Genomic DNA, 17,178 nt, shown 5'->3' on the forward strand with positions numbered 1-17,178 from the left:
GTGTCTCTTGCTCTCTGGCAACAGTGTCTGGATTACCTGCAGGACGAGCTGAACGCACAGCAGTTCAATACCTGGATTCGCCCGCTTCAAGCCGAAGAGGGGGAGGCCAACGAGCTGCGCCTGCTGGCACCCAATCGCTTCGTTCGCGACTGGGTTGGCGACAAGTATGCCAAGCGCATCAACGAGCTGCTCCGGGACCTGGCGCCTGCCAAGCCGCCACGGGTGATACTGACGGTCGGCAGCCGCAGGGCGGCCGCCGTCAAGCCGCAGCCCCGTGACCTGGGTGCCCCGGTGTCGGCCAACCCTCACTCGCCCTTGGCGCCGGCCGTGCAGGTGCCGCCGCGAGGCGACATCGGCGACGAGCGCGAAATCGACCAGATGCGCGAGGAGGGGGCCGCCGCCCGCCGTTCCGGTGGCGATCGCGAAGTGCAGGTCGAGGGCAGCCTGAAGCACAGCAGCGGCCTCAATCCCGGCTTCACCTTCGAGACCTTCGTCGAGGGCAAGTCCAACCAGCTGGCCCGCGCCGCCTCGCGCCAGGTTTCCGAGAACCCGGGCGGTGCCTACAACCCGCTGTTCCTGTACGGCGGCGTGGGCCTGGGCAAGACTCACCTGATGCACGCCGTCGGCAACGCGCTGGCGGCCCGGCGCGAGAACGCCCGGGTCGTCTACCTGCACTCCGAGCGCTTCGTGGCCGACATGGTCAAGGCACTGCAGCTCAACGCCATCAACGATTTCAAGCGATTCTACCGCAGCGTCGATGCGCTGCTGATCGACGACATCCAGTTCTTCGCCGGCAAGGAGCGCTCCCAGGAGGAGTTCTTCCACACTTTCAACGCCTTGCTCGAGGGCGGCCAGCAGATGATTCTCACCTCGGACCGCTACCCCAAGGAGATCAGCGGCGTCGAGGAGCGCCTCAAGTCGCGCTTCGGCTGGGGGCTGACCGTGGCCATCGAGCCGCCCGAGCTGGAAACCCGGGTCGCCATCCTGATGAAGAAGGCGGACCAGGCCAAGGTGGACCTGCCGCACGACGCCGCCTTCTTCATTGCCCAGAAGATTCGCTCCAACGTGCGCGAGCTGGAGGGGGCGCTGAAGAAGGTCATTGCCGACTCCCACTTCATGGGCAAGCCGATCACCCAGGACTTCATTCGCGAGTCGCTGAAGGATCTGCTGGCGCTGCAGGACAAGCAGGTGGGCGTGGACAACATCCAGCGCACCGTGGCCGAGTACTACAAGATCAAGCTCGCCGACCTGCTCTCCAAGCGCCGCTCGCGCTCGGTGGCGCGGCCGCGCCAGGTGGCCATGGCGCTGGCCAAGGAGCTGACCAACCATAGCCTGCCGGAAATCGGCGATGCCTTCGGCGGGCGTGACCACACGACGGTCTTGCATGCCTGTCGCAAGGTCCAGGCGCTGCAGGAGGAGAGCGCCGACATCCGCGAGGACTACAAGAACCTGCTGCGGCTGCTGACCAGCTAGCGGCGGGATGCATGACGCCCAGCATTGCCCGACACCCATCTACAGGACGAGACGTGGAGCCGACATGAGATTTTCCATTACCCGCGAAGCGCTGCTCCGGCCGCTGGCACTGGTGGCCGGCGTGGTGGAGCGGCGCCAGACCCTGCCGGTACTCTCCAACGTGCTGATCCAGGTCGACCAGGAGCAGGTGGCTCTGACCGGTACCGACCTCGAAGTCGAACTGATCGGACGCACGGCGGCATCGCAGGTCGAGGTGCCAGGGGCCGTCACCGTGCCGGCCCGCAAGCTGATGGACATCTGCAAATCGCTGCCCGACCAGGCTGAGCTTCAGTTCAGCCTGGAGGAGGGCCGTGCCGTCCTGCGCAGCGGTCGCTCCCGCTTTACCCTGTCGACCCTTCCGGTCGCTGAGTTCCCCAACATCGAGGACAGCGCGGGGGATGTCGAGCTTAGCCTGCCGCGCGGTACGCTGAAGCACCTGATCGATGCCACCTCCTTCGCCATGGCCCAGCAGGACGTGCGCTATTACCTCAACGGCATGCTGCTCGAGCTGCGTGCCAACCTGGTGCGTACCGTCGCCACCGACGGCCACCGTCTGGCCGTCTGCTCGCGCCCGGCGGAGATCCAGGTCGAGCCGGCCCGCAAGTTGATCGTGCCGCGCAAGGGCGTGCTCGAGCTGGTAAGGCTGCTCGACGACAGCGACGAGCCGGTGACGCTGACCCTCAGCGCCAGCCACGTGCGTGCCCATACCGGCGACTTCACCTTCACCTCGAAGCTGGTCGACGGCAAGTTCCCCGACTACGAGCGCGTGGTGCCGCGTGGCGGCGACAAGGTCTTCATTGCCGAGCGTGCCGAGCTGCGCCAGGTGCTCTCGCGTACCTCGATCCTCTCCAACGAGAAGTACCGTGGCGTTCGCCTGCACCTCCAGGAGGGCAATCTGCAGGTCATGGCCAACAACCCCGAGCAGGAAGAGGCCGAGGAGAACGTGGCCGTCGAGTACGGGGGCGACTCACTCGAAATTGGCTTTAATGTCGGCTATCTCATTGATGTTCTTAATGTTATTGGTGAGGATAGAGTGCAGATGACACTCGCCGACTCGAACAGCAGCGCCTTGATGGAGGAGCCCGGCGGGGGTGATGCGTTGTATGTCGTCATGCCGATGCGTCTTTGAGACCGCCAGCTTGTCCCACCATGCCCGGCCGCGCCATGGCGCGGCCGGGTGTCGCCCAGCGCTGCGTCCTGCTGCATGCTGATCGAGCGCCTCGCCTTTACCGGACTGCGTAATCTCGAAGCGTTCGACCTGACGCCGAGCCCCGGTATCAACCTGATCGTTGGACGTAACGGCAGCGGCAAGACCAGCCTGCTCGAAGGGCTGCACATCCTAGCGATGGGGCGCTCCTTTCGCACGCGGCAGCTCCGGCATGTCATCGCCCATGAGGCGGACGAGATGACGCTCTTCGCCCGCCTCGGCGGCGAGCCTCCCCTGCCCATCGGCGTGCGCCGGTCGCGCGATGCAGCCGAGCTGGAGATGCGCATGGGAGGGGAGCGGGTGTCGCGCCTGGCAAAGTTGATCGAGGCACTGCCCTTGCAGCTGGTCAACCCCGATGCCTTCCGCCTGCTCGAGGGGACACCGGCGGGCCGGCGCGAGTTCCTCGATTGGGGCGTGTTTCACGTGAAACACGACTTCTACGACGCCTGGCGCCGCACCAAGCGGGCGCTGAAGCATCGGAATGCACTCCTGAGACATGGTAGAATGGACGCCAATAGCCTGGCTGCCTGGGAGCAGGAGCTGGCCGTCTGGGGCGAGCGAGTCGACCTCCTGCGGCGCGAATGGATGGCCGGGTTCGTTCCCGTCTTCGAGGAGACGCTGGGCAGCCTGATCGACCTGCCCGAGATGCAGTTGCGTTACTCCCGCGGATGGGACAAGCAGCGGCCGCTGCGCGACGTGCTCGAGCAGGGCCGGGCAACGGATCAGCAGATGGGCTTTACCCAGAATGGACCACAGCGTGCCGACCTGCGGATTCGGCTGGGGCGCCGCCCTGCCGTCGAAGTGTTGTCGCGGGGCCAACAGAAGCTGGTGGTAAGTGCACTAAAGCTGGCACAAGGAAGGCTATTGGAACGCGTCACCGGGCATGGCTGTCTCTACTTGATCGACGACCTGCCTGCGGAGCTGGATGCCGAGCATCGCCGTGTGTTCTGCCGGCTGCTCGAATCCATGCGTTGCCAAGCCTTCATTACCAGTGTTGAACACGATGCCTTGGTGGGGTCATGGAACTCCCACACGCCGATGGCGATGTTTCACGTGAAACAAGCCGTCTCTGGCACGGGGCAGCTAGTGCCACAGGCACAGAGAGACTTCACGACGGAGTAGTCAATGAGCGAACAAGCTTACGACTCATCGAGCATCAAGGTTCTCAAAGGACTGGATGCCGTGCGCAAGCGTCCCGGCATGTACATCGGCGATACCGATGACGGGACAGGTCTGCACCATATGGTGTTCGAGCTGGTGGACAACTCCATCGATGAAGCCCTGGCCGGATACTGCAGCGAGATACGCGTCATCATTCACCCGGACGAGTCCATCACCGTCAGCGACAACGGTCGCGGCGTGCCGACCGACATCCATGAGGAAGAGGGCGTGTCGGCAGCGGAGGTGATCATGACGGTACTCCACGCCGGCGGCAAGTTCGATGACAACTCCTACAAGGTGTCGGGAGGCCTGCACGGCGTCGGCGTATCGGTGGTCAATGCGCTTTCCGAAGAGCTCAAGCTGACCATCTGGCGGGCGGGTCAGGTGCATGAACAGATCTATCGCCACGGCGTGCCCGAGGCGCCGCTGGGGGTTGTCGGCAAGACCGAGAAGACCGGTACCCGGGTACACTTCAAGCCATCCGCGGCGACCTTCGCCAATATCGAATTCCACTACGATATCCTGGCCAAGCGGTTGCGCGAACTCTCCTTCCTCAACTCCGGCGTGGCGATTCGCCTGATCGACGAGCGCAGCGGCAAGGAGGAGCTGTTCCACTACGAGGGCGGCCTCAAGGCCTTCGTTGACCACCTCAACAGCAACAAGACCGTGCTCAATCCGGTATTCCACTTCGAATCCGAGCGAGAGGATGGCGTAGTGGTCGAAGTGGCGATGCAGTGGAGCGACTCATTCGCCGAAAATATCTTCTGCTATACCAACAATATACCGCAGCGCGACGGTGGGACTCACTTGGCCGGCTTCCGTGCCGCACTGACGCGTACGCTCAACGGTTACATCGAATCCGAAGGGTTGCTCAAGAAATCCAAGGTGGCGACGTCCGGTGACGATGCCCGGGAGGGCCTGACGGCGATCATTTCGGTGAAGGTGCCGGACCCCAAGTTCTCCTCGCAAACCAAGGACAAGCTGGTCTCCTCCGAGGTGAAGACGGCGGTGGAGCAGGAGATGGGGCGGCTGTTCTCCGACTACCTGATCGAGAACCCCAACGACGCCAGGTCGATCGTCAACAAGATGCTCGATGCTGCCCGCGCCCGCGAAGCTGCGCGCAAGGCCCGCGACATGACCCGCCGCAAGGGGGCGCTGGATATCGCCGGCTTGCCGGGCAAGCTGGCCGACTGCCAGGAGAAGGACCCCAGCCTCTCAGAGCTGTTCCTGGTGGAGGGCGACTCGGCCGGCGGCAGCGCCAAGCAGGGTCGCGACCGCCGTACCCAGGCGATCCTGCCTCTCAAGGGCAAGATCCTCAACGTCGAGAAGGCGCGCTTCGACAAGATGCTCTCATCCGCCGAGGTGGGCACCTTGATCACCGCGCTCGGCTGCGGCATCGGACGCGAGGAGTTCAACCCCGACAAGCTGCGCTATCACTCCATCATCATCATGACCGATGCGGACGTCGACGGCTCGCATATCCGCACCCTGCTGCTGACCTTCTTCTTTCGCCAGATGTCGCAGCTGATCGAGCGGGGCCACGTTTTCATCGCCCAGCCGCCGCTCTACAAGATCAAGCGCGGCAAGCAGGAGACTTACCTCAAGGACGAGCAGGCGTTGGTCGACTACCTGACCACGACGGCGATGGACGGCGCCAGGCTCTACGTCAATCCCGAGGCGCCGCCGGTTACCGGGGCGCAGCTCGAATCCCTGGTCGGGCAGTACCGCGACGTGATGAAGCGTATCGATCGCCTGTCGCGGGTCTATCCCAACGAGGTGCTGCGCAAGGTCGTGCATGCGGCACGCCTCGAGGGGGAGGCAAGCCTCAAGGACCGAGTCACCATGCAGAACTGGATCGCCTACCTGCAGGAGGAGATGGATGCGCTGGTGGCCTACGAGGGCGGTCCGCGCTACACCTTCCGCCTGGAAGAGGACGCCGAGCGTGAACTCTTCCTGCCGGCGGTGACGCTCACGGCACATGGCGTCAGCTCCGACTATGTCTGGGGAATCGACTTCTTTACCAGCGCCGACTATCGGGCCATGGCGGCCCTTGGTGAGACGCTGGAAGGCCTGCTCGACGAGGGCGCCTATATCGCCCGCGGCGAGCGCAAGAAGAACGTCACCACTTTCTACCAGGCTCTCGAGTGGCTGATGGCCGAGGCTCAGCGCGGGCTGTCGGTGCAGCGCTACAAGGGGCTGGGCGAAATGAACCCGGACCAGCTGTGGGAGACCACCATGGATCCCGAGACGCGCCGTCTGCTGCGGGTCTCGATCGAGGACGCGGTCGCCGCCGACATGATGTTCAATACCTTGATGGGCGACGAGGTCGAGCCGCGCCGGGCCTTCATCGAGAGCAATGCGCTGGTGGCCAACCTGGATGTCTGAGCCGCGGCGGTGTTTCACGTGAAACACCGCTGCAAAGGAAAAGGGCCAGTTCACTTTGAACTGGCCCTTTTTTTGTCGCAGCCGGAGGCCCTCTGCACCCGACCGGTTGGTTCGGCTACGCGCTCAGCGGCCTCCGAGCAGCCAGTCGACGAAGGCGGCCAGGTCATCGAAAACCAGCGTCTTGTCGAGCCCCTCGCCCTTGGCCTCGGTCCGGCGCCCCTTGCCGGTGCGTACGAGCACGGGGCGACAGCCCAGGGGTTCCCCGGCCTTCAGGTCGCGCAGGCTGTCGCCCACCATCCAGCTGCCCGCGAGGCTTTCCAGCCCCAAGGCGGCCCGAATCTCCTCGAGCAGGCCCGGCAGCGGCTTGCGGCAGGCGCAGCCGTCGTCGGGACCATGCGGACAATACGCGATGTGCGCAATCTTGCCGCCGGCGGCGGTCACTTGGCGTTCGAGCTCGGCGTGCATTGCGGCCAACGTGGCCTCGTCGTAGTAGCCGCGGGCGATACCGGACTGGTTGGTGGCGATGGCGACATGCCAGCCGGCGTGGGTCAGGCGCGCAATCGCTTCGATGGAAGTAGGGTAGGGAATCCACTCGGCCAGGGACTTGATGTAGGCGTCGGAGTCCACGTTGATGACGCCGTCCCGGTCGAGGATGACGAGTCTGGAGGCATCCAGCATGTTGCGCACCAAAGGCTGAAAGAGGGTCGGAGAGAGGGAAGTGTTTCACGTGAAACACGCCGTGCCAAGTGCGAGATCCGGTGCGACACGTTTCACGTGGAACATGGGCGATAAAAAACCGGCCGGGGGAGTGCCCCGGCCGGCTTCCAGCCCTACGCTTCAGTGCTGCAGCAAGGCGATGTCGGCGACCTCGAGGAACAGCGCCTGGAGTTCGACCAGCAGTGCCAGGCGGTTGCGACGAATGGCCTCGTCGTCGGCCATGACCATGACCTCATCGAAGAAGGCATCCACGGGGGAGCGCAGGCCGGCAAGGACGTCCAGCGCTTCGCGATAGCGTGCCTCGTCGAACAGTGGCATGACGCGTTCGCGGCTCGACGAGACGGCATCGAACAGGGCCAGTTCGGCGGCTTCCTGCAACCGGCCGGCGTCGACCTGGCGGCCGACCTCATTGGCCTGCTTGGCCAGGATGTTGGAGACACGCTTGTTGGCGGCCGCCAGGGCCGCGGCCTCCTCGCGCTGGGTAAAGGCATGCACGGCTCGCAGGCGGCGGGCGAAGTCCAGCGGCTTGGTCACCGGGCGGGCGCGAACCGCCAGGTAGACCTCGGCGGGAATGCCCTCGTCCTGGCCCCAGGCACGGAAGCGGTCGAGCATGTAGCCGAGCACTTCCTCGACCAGGTTCGCGGCGTAAGGCAGCTCCTGATGCTGGGCGGCGGCCAGTTCGAGCAGCTCGCGCAGGTCCAGGTCCAGCTCGCCCTTGATCATGATGTTGAGGACGCCGATGGCCGCACGGCGCAGGGCGAAGGGGTCCTTGGTGCCGCTGGGACGCTGGCCGATGCCGAAGATCCCCGTCAGGGTGTCGAGCCGGTCGGCGAGCGCCAGGGCCTGGCCGGTGGGGCTGGCGGGGATAGCATCGCCGGCGAAGCGCGGGAGGTACTGCTCCTCGAGCGCCTGCGCCACTTCGGCGGACTCGCCGTCGTGGGTGGCGTAGTAGCGCCCCATGATGCCCTGCAGCTCGGGGAACTCGAGCACCATCTCGGTGACGAGGTCGCATTTTGCCAGCTCGGCGGCACGGCGCGCCTGAGCCACGTCGCCGCCGATGCGGCCGGCAATGAAGGCGGCGACCGCGGCGCTGCGGTGCGCCTTGTCGGCCAGCGTGCCGAGCTGCTGCTGGAACACCACGTTGGCGAGCCCGGGGATCCGCGCGGACAGCGGCTGCCTGCGGTCGGTGTCGAAGAAGAAGGCGGCATCGGCCAGGCGCGGGCGAATGACCTTCTCGTTGCCCTCGACGACGCGCTGGGGGTCCTGGCTGTCGATGTTGGCGATGGTGATGAACTGCGGCTTGAGGCGGCCCTGTTCGTCGAGCAGGTGGAAATACTTCTGGTTGGCCTTCATCGACGAGATCAGGCACTCCGCGGGCACCTCGAGGAAGCGCTCGTCGAAGCTGCCGGCCAGCGCCACCGGCCATTCGACCAGGCCGCTCACCTCGGTGAGCAGGTCCTCGTCGATCACCGCCCGAGCCTCCTGAACTTCCGCTTCGGCCAGCACCTGCTCGCGAATACGCTCGCGGCGGCGTCCGCGATCGGCCAGCACCCAGGCCTGTTCGAGGACGTCGAGGTAGTCGTCGGCATGCCCCAGTTCGATGGGCTCGGGCGCATGGAAACGGTGCCCGCGGGTGGTGCGGCCGGCCGTGAGGCCCAGCGCTTCGGCCGCGACCACTCCACCGCCGTAGAGCATCACCAACCAGTGCACCGGTCGCGAGAACTCGACCCGGGAGGCGCCCCAGCGCATGTTCTTGGGTACCGGCAGGGCAGTGATGGCGCGTTCGACGATGGCCGGCAGCAGTCGGGTCGTGGCCTCGCCCTGCTGCCGTTCGCGATAGCCCAGCCAGGTGCCCTTGTCGGTTTCGAGATGGATCAGATCGGCCACCTCGACCCCGCAGGAGCGGGCGAAGCCCTCTGCGGCCTTGGTCGGCTGGCCGTCCTTGAAGGCGGCGGCAAGCGCCGGGCCGCGCCGCTCGACCTCACGGTCGGGCTGCTTGTCGGCCAGCTCGGTCACCTGTACCGCCAGGCGACGCGGCGTGGCGTAGGCCCGCACCTCGCCAAAGTCGACCTCGGCCTCGGTCAGGCCGCGGCGAATGCCCTCGGCCAGCGCGTCCGAGAGCGTGTCGATGGCGCCCGGCGGCAGCTCCTCGACCCCCAGTTCAAGCAGAAAGGTATCGGTAGCCATCACGCGTCTCCCTGTTCGGCGGTCTTGTCCTCGGCCAACAGCTGCCGGCGCAGCTCCTCGGGGGCCAGCGGGAAGCCGGCCGCCTTGCGCGAGGCGTAGTAGGCATGGGCCACGTCGCGAGCCATGGTGCGCACGCGCAGGATGAAGCGCTGGCGTTCGGTCACCGAGATGGCGTGGCGGGCATCGAGCAGGTTGAAGGTGTGCGAGGCCTTGAGCACCTGCTCGTAGGCCGGCAGCGGCAGGTTGGCCGCGAGCAGCTTGGCGCACTCCTGCTCCTGGTGGTCGAAGGCGGCGAACAGGGCCGGCACGTCGGCGTGCTCGAAATTGTAGGCCGACTGCTCGCGCTCGTTCTGCAGGTAGACGTCGCCGTAAGTGACTCGGGAGCCATCCGGAGCGATGGTCCATACCAGGTCGTAGACGCTGTCGACGTTCTGCAGGTACATGGCGATGCGCTCTAGGCCGTAGGTGAGCTCGCCGGTGACCGGGAAACACTCCAGGCCGCCGGCCTGCTGGAAGTAGGTGAACTGGGTCACCTCCATGCCGTTGAGCCACACCTCCCAGCCCAGGCCCCAGGCCCCGAGGGTGGGGGATTCCCAGTTGTCCTCGACGAAGCGAATGTCATGCACCAGCGGGTCGAGGCCGAGGCGTGCGAGCGAGCCCAGGAAGCGCTCCTGCAGGTCGGACGGGGAGGGCTTCATGACGACCTGGAACTGGTAGTAATGCTGCAGGCGGTTGGGGTTCTCGCCGTAGCGGCCGTCGGTCGGGCGACGGGAAGGCTGCACGTAGGCGGCGTTCCAGGTCTCGGGGCCGATGGAGCGCAGGAAGGTGGCGGGATGGAAGGTGCCGGCCCCGACCTCCATGTCCAGCGGTTGGAGCACCACGCAGCCTTGTTCTGCCCAGTACTGCTGCAGGGCGAGTATCAGGCCCTGGAACGTGGTCGCGTCTGGCGTCGACCCTGGAGCCGAGGTCGACGGGGATGTCGAGAGCGTCTGCGACGGGTTTGGCGAGGGAGTCATTGCGGAAGCACCGTTGGCCATGAATTCACTGGGCGTCAAGTATACAATCACAGGCACATCGGTTATAGGCGCAGCGGCTGCGCCCCAGCGAGGTTCACAATGATCGTAGTGACAGGTGGCGCCGGCTTCATCGGCTCGAATCTGGTCAAGGCCCTCAACGCGCGCGGACGGGATGACGTGCTGGTCGTCGACGACCTGCGCGACGGTACCAAGTTCGTCAACCTGGCGGACTGCACCCTGGGCGACTATCTCGACAAGGACGACTTCCGTGGGCGCGTCGAGGCGGCGCTGCGCGGCGAGCCCTCGCGCCTGCCGCCGATCGAGGCGATCTTCCACGAAGGCGCCTGCTCGGATACCACCGAGTGGGACGGCCGCTTCATGCTCGACAACAACTTCGAGTACTCCAAGGTGCTGCTGCACTACTGCCAGCAGCAGGGCATTCCCTTCCTCTATGCTTCCTCGGCGGCCACCTACGGCGGCAGCCAGGTGTTCCGCGAGGAGCCCGAGTACGAGAAGCCATTGAATGTCTACGGCTACTCCAAGCTGCTGTTCGACCAGTACGTGCGTCAGCACTGGGACGACTTCACCAGCCAGGTGGTGGGGTTCCGCTACTTCAACGTCTACGGCCCGCGCGAGCAGCACAAGGGCAAGATGGCGAGTGTCGCCTACCACCACCATACCCAAGTCAGGGCAGGACAGGACCTGCGGCTGTTCGATGCCTGGGACGGCTATGAGGCCGGCATGCAGAGCCGCGACTTCGTCTATGTCGGCGACGTGGTCGACGTCAACCTGTGGTTTTTGGACAACCCCGGCAAGTCGGGCATCTTCAACCTCGGCACCGGCCGCGCCGAGCCGTTCAAGGCCATCGGCGAGGCGGTCATCGATTTCTACGGCCGTGGACGCATCGAGTACATCGACTTTCCCGAAGAGCTCAAGGGGCGCTACCAGAGCTATACCCGGGCCGACATCTCGCACCTGCGGGAGGCGGGCTACGCCCGCGAGTTCCGCACCGTGGCCGAAGGGGTAAAAGCCTATCTCGCGTGGCTGAACGGGGCGCAGGGATGAGCCAGGCGGCGACGCCGGCCCCCCGCATCCTGGTCGTCGGCCCCTCCTGGGTCGGTGACATGGTCATGGCCCAGAGCCTGTTCAAGACCCTGAAACAGCGCCAGCCCGAGTGTCGCATCGGGGTGGTGGCGCCGGGTTGGTCCCAGCCGATCCTCGAACGCATGGAGGAAGTCGACGAAGTGGCCACGCTGGACGTCGGCCACGGCGAGTTCGGCTGGGGCACCCGACGCGCCCTGGCGCGACGGCTGCGCGGCCGCTTCGACAGGGCCATCGTGCTGCCGCGCTCGTGGAAGTCGGCGCTGGTGCCGTTCCTGGCGCGCATTCCCCGGCGTACCGGCTTCACCGGCGAGCAGCGCTATGGCGTGGTCAACGACCGGCGCAGGCTCGACAAGGCCGTACTGGACCAGACCGTCAAGCGTTTCGTGGCGTTGGGCCTGGCGGCGGAAGAGGCGCGAGAAGGCGAATTTGCCGTTCCCCGCCCGCGGCTGCGGGTCGACCCCGACAACCTGGCCGAGCTGTGCCAGCGCCTGGGGCTGAGCGCGCGGCCGGCCATCGGCATGATGCCCGGCGCCGAGTACGGCCCGGCCAAGCAATGGCCGCTGGGACATTTTCGCGAGCTGGCCGGGCGCCTGGTGGCGGAGGGCTACGAGGTACGCGTGCTGGGCGGGCCCAAGGACCTCGCCGCCGGCGAGGCAATCGCCGAGGGGCTGCCTTGGGTGCACAACCTGTGCGGCCAGACCCGACTGGCCGATGCGGTCGATCTGCTCGCCGACTGCCAGCAGGTGGTAACCAACGATTCGGGGCTGATGCACGTGGCCGCCGCCGTGGAGACCCGGGTGCAGGCCCTGTATGGCTCGTCGTCACCGCGCTATACGCCGCCGCTGACCGACAATGCCGAGATCCACTACCTGGCGCTTTCCTGCTCGCCCTGCTTCGAACGCCGCTGCCCGCTGGGGCATACCAACTGCCTGGTGCAGCTCTCGCCCCAGCGTGTGCTGGCCGCCGTGCTGTCGGCGTCACCGACAGTCATCGCGCGGCGTTGAGGCCCGGTCGGGGAGGCGCTACTGCACCGCGGCGGGCTCTTCGCCTGTGGCATCCTCGGGCGCCTCGACGACCTGCTCCAGAAATTCCGGCTCTGGCTCCGGCTCCTGGCGTGGCGGTGCCAATCCCTCCCAGAGGCGCTCCTGCAGCACGATCTCCTCCCGCAAGCGGGCGTTGAAGAATTCCGCGCCATGCTCCTCGAGCAGGGTGGGCTCGTCGGAGAGCAGCGAGACACCGAGCCCGGCACGATGCCAGTCGATGGTGAAGCCCATCGCCTCGAGGATGGTAGGGAAGGTATCCATCATGGCGGCTTCGCGGCGCAGCCGGCCCTGAGGAATGCCGGGGCCCAGCAGGATGAAGGTATTGTCGCGCTCACCCTCGATCAGCTGCTCCCAGGCCGACACGCGCATGGTCAAGTGGTCGCTGGCGACGACCACCAGGGTGTTGTCGAGCAGGCCCTCGGCCTCGGCCCGGGCGAGGAAGTCCCGGGCCAGCCAGGTCGAACACTCCACCGAGAAGAGAATGTCGACGCCATCGAACTCGCCTTGACGGTCGAGGCAGGCCTGGGCGGGGTAGCCGTAGGGGGCATGGCCCGCGAGGGACAGGGCGACCAGTCCCCAGGGACCCTCCTCCGCGTCCAGGCGGCGCAGCTCCTCCAGGCCGAAGTCATAAAGCGAATCGTCATAGAGCCCCCAGTTATTGACGTACTCCGGGTCGTCGAGCCGGGGCTGCAGCTCCTCGCGGCCGAGCACGGTGTCGAAACCGTGCCCTTCGTAGAACAGGCCCTTGCCGGCGAAGTTGACGCTGGCACCGCCCATGTAGGTGAGCCGGTAGCCCTGTGCCGAGAGCAGGTCGCCGAGGCAGTCGACGCCCGGCACCACCTTCTCCAGCGGCGAGAACTGGCGATCGTGCAGCAGGCCGGCCGGCATGAGCGGCGTGCCGCATTGGCTGGCGATCATGCCGGCCATGGTCCAGCCGGTATTGTCGACCTGGCGGATGCCCTCGAAGACCAGGCCACGCTCACCGAGCTGATCGAGGACGGCATAGGCGTCGCCGAAGCGCTCGCGGTCGGCATAGGTGCGCTCGATGCTCTCAAGGTACAGCAGCAGCAGGTTGGGCGGGTCCCGGGGGGATTCGAGCAGGACCGGCTCGACGTAGTGCCGCTCTAGCCAGGCACCGGGCTTGGTGACGATGGCGGCACCGCGCTGACCCACCCCATACAGCAGGGGATTGCTGACCAGCAATACGAGGGCCAGCAGCGGTTCGCCGCGCCGCCAGCGGCGGTCATGGCGCACCAGCCAGGTGAAGGACGCCAGCAGCACCCCCATGGAAAGGGTGTAAAGGAATGCCGCCCCGATGCGGCTCACCCCGCCGTGGTCGGCCATGCCGGCCTGCAGATGGAAGAATACCGCGCTCAGATCGACGTTACCGAAGCTCTCGGCGAGATAGAGGTAGAGCCCCCATAGCGCGATGGGAAGCAGGGCCCAGGGCCACCTGCGTGGCGGGGTGGGCCGTGCGGCCGGGCCTGGCGCTCCCCAGTGGAAGGTGGCGCCCAAGCCCAGCCAGGCTACTGCCAGCAGGGGCAGCATCCACTGCGGCACCCGAGTCAGGATGGTAATGGCATAGCCCAGGCAGAGCCCGATGACCAGCAGCGACAGCCAGCGAGGGCGGGCCAACTCGAGAAGCTTGGACGGGATCGTCATGCGGTAGATTCTTCCATTGAATTCGCCCCCCCCAGCTTATCAAGCCGGGCACGACGAGTACCACGACTCGTCGCGTGACGGCCAACGCCCGGGTTTGCTGGCCTTGTGGCTGCGGCAGTAAACTGGCCAGCCGCCGAACCGACGAGGAGAGGTCGATGACCCTGGCTGCGGTACTGATCGTCAAGAACGAGGCTGCCCACCTGCGTGCCTGCCTGGAGACGTTACGCTGGGCCGACGAGATCGTGGTGCTGGATGCCGGTAGTCAGGATACGACCAGTGACATCGCCCGCGAGTTCACCGACAAGGTTACGGTGAACGCCGACTGGCAGGGGTTCGGCGTGCAGCGTCAGCGCGCCGAGGCCTTGGTCGAGAGCGACTGGATCCTGATGATCGATGCCGATGAGCGGGTGACCCTCGAGCTGCGCGAGAGCATCCGGGCCGCCGTGGCGCTGGGCGAATCGGCCATCTACACCCTGCCGCGCCTCTCCTGGTGCTTCGGCGATTTCATTCGCCACTCCGGCTGGTATCCCGACCGGGTGGCGCGGCTCTACCCCAAGGGGAAGGCGGGCTACGATGCGGCCCTGGTCCACGAGAAGCTGCACAACCCGAACGGGTTGCCGGTCAGAGCGCTCGAGGGCGACCTGCTGCACTATACCTACCGCGACCTGCGCCATTACCTGGAAAAGTCGGCCCACTACGCCCAGGCATGGGCTGAGCAGCGCGCCGCGCGCGGCAAGCAGGGCAGCCTCTCGGCCGGACTGGTGCACGGGCTGGGCTGCTTCCTGCGCATGTACCTGCTGCGCGCGGGCTTTCTCGACGGCCGCCAGGGCCTGCTGCTGGCGCTGCTCTCGGCACACTCCACCTTCGCCAAGTACGCCGACCTGTGGATCAGGACGCGGACGCCGCCACCGCCCGACGACGCACCAGGGCGCTGATCCCGTCGGCGGCGGCCTCGAGATCGATGGCCGCCATGTCGCTCTCGCCGGCCTCTTGGGGCGGGCTGAAGGCGAGTCGGCGCGTCTCGTCGTTGCAGGTTTGCCAGCGCAGCGGGGTGGCCGAGCGGCGGGCCGGGTAGAAGCCCGCCGTGGGGCGGTTGAGGCAGCCGGCGATATGCAGCGGCCCGGTGGAGCCGGCGATGAACAGGTCGGCAGCGGCAAGGGTAAGGGCGAACTCAGCCAGGCTCTCGCGCGCCGGCAGCAGTGCCGCCGACAGGCCGCGTAAGGCGAGCGAGTCACGCAGTTCGCGAGCGGCCGGCTCCTCGCCGGGTCCGGCGGTGAGCAACCACTGCGGGCGGATCGCGTCGTCCGCCAGCCGCGAGTCGACGGCCGTCGCCAGGTCGGCGTACCGGGTCGGTGTCAGGTTGACCGCCGAGCCGCCGCTGCCGGCATGCAGAAACAGCCACGGCCGCCCGGCATCGAAACCGAGCTCGTCGACGAGCGACTGGCGCCGTGACTGCACGACCTCCGGCGCGAGTGGCCAGTAGGGAGGCGTCGGACGCGGCTGGGGCGAGCGACCCAGGACCCTGAGCAGGGCCTCGGCGAGCTCGACGTTGTAGAGGTATTCCGGCTTGGCCGAGCGCGACCTGCGCTGGACGACGCGATGGTTGTAGAATAGCTGCGCCCACTTGGTGGCCGGCGCCAGGCGCTGCGGAATACCGGCACGCCAACCCAGCCAGCCGGTGCGTGGGGTGGAGAAGAGCGTCAGCATGGCCGTGAAGCGCTCGCGGCGCAGGCGTGCGAGCAGCTGGCGCTGCGCGGCCTGTCCGGCGCGGCTGCCGGGGTCGAGGATCACTTCGTCGATCCACGGGCACAGCCGGGCGAGCGGCGCCGTATAGCTTGGCACCAGCACGCTGACCCGTGCCTCGGGGGCCGCGGCCTTGAGGCAGGCGAGGGCCGGCCAGGCGAGCATGAAGTCGCCGAGCTTGTCGTTGCGTACCACCAGGATGTGCGGCGGCGGGTCCGTTGCGTGGCGACCGGCCACGCTGGCTGAAGACGTCATCTAGGCTCCCGAGCCCCGGGTGACCGATACGAAGGAGATAGCCTTGTCGCACAAGGTCATGCACATCTGCCTCTCGGATGGCTGGGGCGGACTCGAAATGTATCCTGCGCGGATTATACCCGAGCTGCAACGCCAGGGGTGGGAGGCCCATGGGCTGGCCCTGGCCGGCTCGCGGGTGGCCGAGAGCCTGGCGGCCGCCGGCTGCGAGCCGCTGACCGTGGTCTCGCGGGGGCGAGCGCTGCTGCAGGTGGGGCGCGTGCTCGCCTACCTGAAACGCCACGGCATCGACGTGCTGCATTGCCACAAGTCCAGCGACCTGCGCCTGGGGGCGCTGCTGGTGACCCTGCAGCCAAGGCTCAAGCTGTTCTACACCGACCACATGGGCGTGACCCGGCCGAAGAAGGACCTCTACCACCGCTGGGCCTACGGTCGTGTCACGCGGCTGTTCGCCATCAGCGAGGCGACGCGCCGGCGCAACCTGAAGGCCTTCCCGCTGCCCGCCGCGCGCATCCACCGGCTCTACCTGGGCATCGACCTGGCACCCTACGCCCCGCAGCTGGATCGCGCCTCTCGCGAGTTGCTGCGCCGCGAGCTGGATGTCGCGCCCGACCAGGTGGCGATCGGCCTGCCGGGGCGGCTGACCGACGGCAAGGGCCACGAGGTGTGGCTGGAGGGGCTGGCCCGGCTGCGCGAGCGCGCTCCTGGCCTGGCTTGGCATGGTGTGCTGATCGGCGGCCTGACGGCCAGTGAGGGCAGCGACGAGGCCTACGTGGCGCAGCTGCGGAAGCGGGTGGCCGCACTGGGACTGGAGGGGCGGGTGACCTTCGCCGGGTATCGTCCCGACCTGCCGCGCCTGTTCGAGGCGCTGGACATCGTCTGCGTGCCGTCGCGCAACGAGGCCTTCGGCCTGACCGTGGTCGAGGCCATGGCCGCCGGCAAGGCGGTCGTCGGCGCCGACAGCGGGGCGATTCCCGAACTGCTCGAGGCCGACTGCGGGCGCCTCGCGGCGCCGGAAGAGCCGCAGGCCTGGGCCGAGGCCATGGCGGAACTCGGGCAGGACGCGGCGCTGCGGCGGCGGCTCGGCCAGGCTGCCAGGTGCCGGGCCGAACGCCACTTCGCTGTGGCGGCACACGTGCGCGCCCTGACCGAGGAGTATGCGGGGGCCTAGCCGCGGCTCGAGCGCGAT

Annotated in this window: 13 protein-coding genes; 8 read left to right on the top strand and 5 right to left on the bottom strand. The window is 67.0% G+C overall.

The window, feature by feature from the left end:
- From dnaA to gyrB, 4 genes are all read left to right on the top strand, one after another.
- Window positions 1-1,473, top strand: a complete 1,473-nt coding sequence (gene dnaA / locus I4484_RS00005) for a chromosomal replication initiator protein DnaA (protein WP_197449037.1) — start codon at window positions 1-3, stop codon at window positions 1,471-1,473.
- A 64-nt stretch (window positions 1,474-1,537) separates the two neighbouring features.
- On the top strand, window positions 1,538-2,641 hold the full coding sequence (dnaN, locus tag I4484_RS00010) for a DNA polymerase III subunit beta (RefSeq protein ID WP_197449038.1): 1,104 nt from the start codon (window positions 1,538-1,540) through the stop codon (window positions 2,639-2,641).
- A 75-nt stretch (window positions 2,642-2,716) separates the two neighbouring features.
- Window positions 2,717-3,841, top strand: coding sequence for a DNA replication/repair protein RecF (gene recF, locus I4484_RS00015; protein ID WP_197449039.1), 1,125 nt, complete (start codon window positions 2,717-2,719; stop codon window positions 3,839-3,841).
- Window positions 3,842-3,844: 3 nt separating this feature from the next.
- Window positions 3,845-6,265 carry a DNA topoisomerase (ATP-hydrolyzing) subunit B gene (gyrB, locus tag I4484_RS00020; protein ID WP_197449040.1) on the top strand — a complete coding sequence of 807 codons (2,421 nt, stop codon included), beginning with the start codon at window positions 3,845-3,847 and terminating at the stop codon, window positions 6,263-6,265.
- 123 nt (window positions 6,266-6,388) lie between these two features.
- Here gyrB and gmhB read toward each other — a convergent pair whose 3' ends face one another.
- From gmhB to glyQ, 3 genes are all read right to left on the bottom strand, one after another.
- Window positions 6,389-6,943: a D-glycero-beta-D-manno-heptose 1,7-bisphosphate 7-phosphatase gene (gene gmhB, locus I4484_RS00025; RefSeq protein WP_197449041.1), complete on the bottom strand. Its 555-nt coding sequence runs from the start codon at window positions 6,941-6,943 to the stop codon at window positions 6,389-6,391.
- A 159-nt stretch (window positions 6,944-7,102) separates the two neighbouring features.
- Entirely contained in the window at window positions 7,103-9,169 is a 2,067-nt protein-coding gene (glyS, locus tag I4484_RS00030) for a glycine--tRNA ligase subunit beta (protein ID WP_197449042.1), read from the bottom strand.
- Window positions 9,169-10,185 carry a glycine--tRNA ligase subunit alpha gene (glyQ, locus tag I4484_RS00035; RefSeq protein ID WP_267956609.1) on the bottom strand — a complete coding sequence of 339 codons (1,017 nt, stop codon included), beginning with the start codon at window positions 10,183-10,185 and terminating at the stop codon, window positions 9,169-9,171. Before glyQ ends, glyS begins: the two co-directional genes overlap by 1 nt.
- Before the next feature lie 99 nt (window positions 10,186-10,284).
- Here glyQ and rfaD point away from each other — a divergent pair, with 99 nt between their 5' ends.
- A complete protein-coding gene (gene rfaD, locus I4484_RS00040) occupies window positions 10,285-11,250 on the top strand; it encodes an ADP-glyceromanno-heptose 6-epimerase (protein ID WP_197449043.1) in 966 nt (321 codons plus the stop codon).
- The gene (waaF, locus tag I4484_RS00045) at window positions 11,247-12,293 is read left to right on the top strand and encodes a lipopolysaccharide heptosyltransferase II (RefSeq protein WP_197449044.1); all 1,047 of its coding nucleotides are present in this window, start codon (window positions 11,247-11,249) and stop codon (window positions 12,291-12,293) included. Before rfaD ends, waaF begins: the two co-directional genes overlap by 4 nt.
- A gap of 18 nt (window positions 12,294-12,311) precedes the next feature.
- Here waaF and I4484_RS00050 read toward each other — a convergent pair whose 3' ends face one another.
- Window positions 12,312-13,994 carry a sulfatase-like hydrolase/transferase gene (locus tag I4484_RS00050; RefSeq protein ID WP_197449045.1) on the bottom strand — a complete coding sequence of 561 codons (1,683 nt, stop codon included), beginning with the start codon at window positions 13,992-13,994 and terminating at the stop codon, window positions 12,312-12,314.
- Between the two features lie 155 nt (window positions 13,995-14,149).
- Between I4484_RS00050 and I4484_RS00055 the strand changes: the two genes are divergently transcribed.
- Complete coding sequence (locus I4484_RS00055) at window positions 14,150-14,929, top strand: glycosyltransferase family 2 protein (RefSeq protein WP_197449046.1); 780 nt, start codon at window positions 14,150-14,152, stop codon at window positions 14,927-14,929.
- Here I4484_RS00055 and I4484_RS00060 read toward each other — a convergent pair.
- A complete protein-coding gene (locus I4484_RS00060; protein ID WP_197449047.1) occupies window positions 14,883-15,992 on the bottom strand; it encodes a glycosyltransferase family 9 protein in 1,110 nt (369 codons plus the stop codon). The two genes, I4484_RS00055 and I4484_RS00060, sit on opposite strands and share 47 nt — an antisense overlap.
- Before the next feature lie 43 nt (window positions 15,993-16,035).
- Between I4484_RS00060 and I4484_RS00065 the strand changes: the two genes are divergently transcribed.
- Complete coding sequence (locus I4484_RS00065; RefSeq protein ID WP_234283673.1) at window positions 16,036-17,160, top strand: glycosyltransferase family 4 protein; 1,125 nt, start codon at window positions 16,036-16,038, stop codon at window positions 17,158-17,160.
- Window positions 17,161-17,178 lie beyond the last annotated feature (18 nt).

Source organism: Halomonas sp. SS10-MC5 (genome assembly GCF_015992245.1).
Classification (GTDB): Bacteria; Pseudomonadota; Gammaproteobacteria; order Pseudomonadales; family Halomonadaceae; genus Halomonas; species Halomonas sulfidoxydans.

Bases quoted from the DNA above. Each gene is read 5' to 3' on its own strand.
- dnaN (WP_197449038.1), top strand. From the start codon at position 1,538: ATGAGATTTTCCATTACCCGCGAAGCGCTGCTCCGGCCGCTGGCACTG.
- recF (WP_197449039.1), top strand. From the start codon at position 2,717: ATGCTGATCGAGCGCCTCGCCTTTACCGGACTGCGTAATCTCGAAGCG.
- gyrB (WP_197449040.1), top strand. From the start codon at position 3,845: ATGAGCGAACAAGCTTACGACTCATCGAGCATCAAGGTTCTCAAAGGA.
- gmhB (WP_197449041.1), bottom strand. From the start codon at position 6,943: ATGCTGGATGCCTCCAGACTCGTCATCCTCGACCGGGACGGCGTCATC.
- glyS (WP_197449042.1), bottom strand. From the start codon at position 9,169: ATGGCTACCGATACCTTTCTGCTTGAACTGGGGGTCGAGGAGCTGCCG.
- glyQ (WP_267956609.1), bottom strand. From the start codon at position 10,185: ATGACTCCCTCGCCAAACCCGTCGCAGACGCTCTCGACATCCCCGTCG.
- rfaD (WP_197449043.1), top strand. From the start codon at position 10,285: ATGATCGTAGTGACAGGTGGCGCCGGCTTCATCGGCTCGAATCTGGTC.
- waaF (WP_197449044.1), top strand. From the start codon at position 11,247: ATGAGCCAGGCGGCGACGCCGGCCCCCCGCATCCTGGTCGTCGGCCCC.
- I4484_RS00050 (WP_197449045.1), bottom strand. From the start codon at position 13,994: ATGACGATCCCGTCCAAGCTTCTCGAGTTGGCCCGCCCTCGCTGGCTG.
- I4484_RS00055 (WP_197449046.1), top strand. From the start codon at position 14,150: ATGACCCTGGCTGCGGTACTGATCGTCAAGAACGAGGCTGCCCACCTG.
- I4484_RS00060 (WP_197449047.1), bottom strand. From the start codon at position 15,992: ATGACGTCTTCAGCCAGCGTGGCCGGTCGCCACGCAACGGACCCGCCG.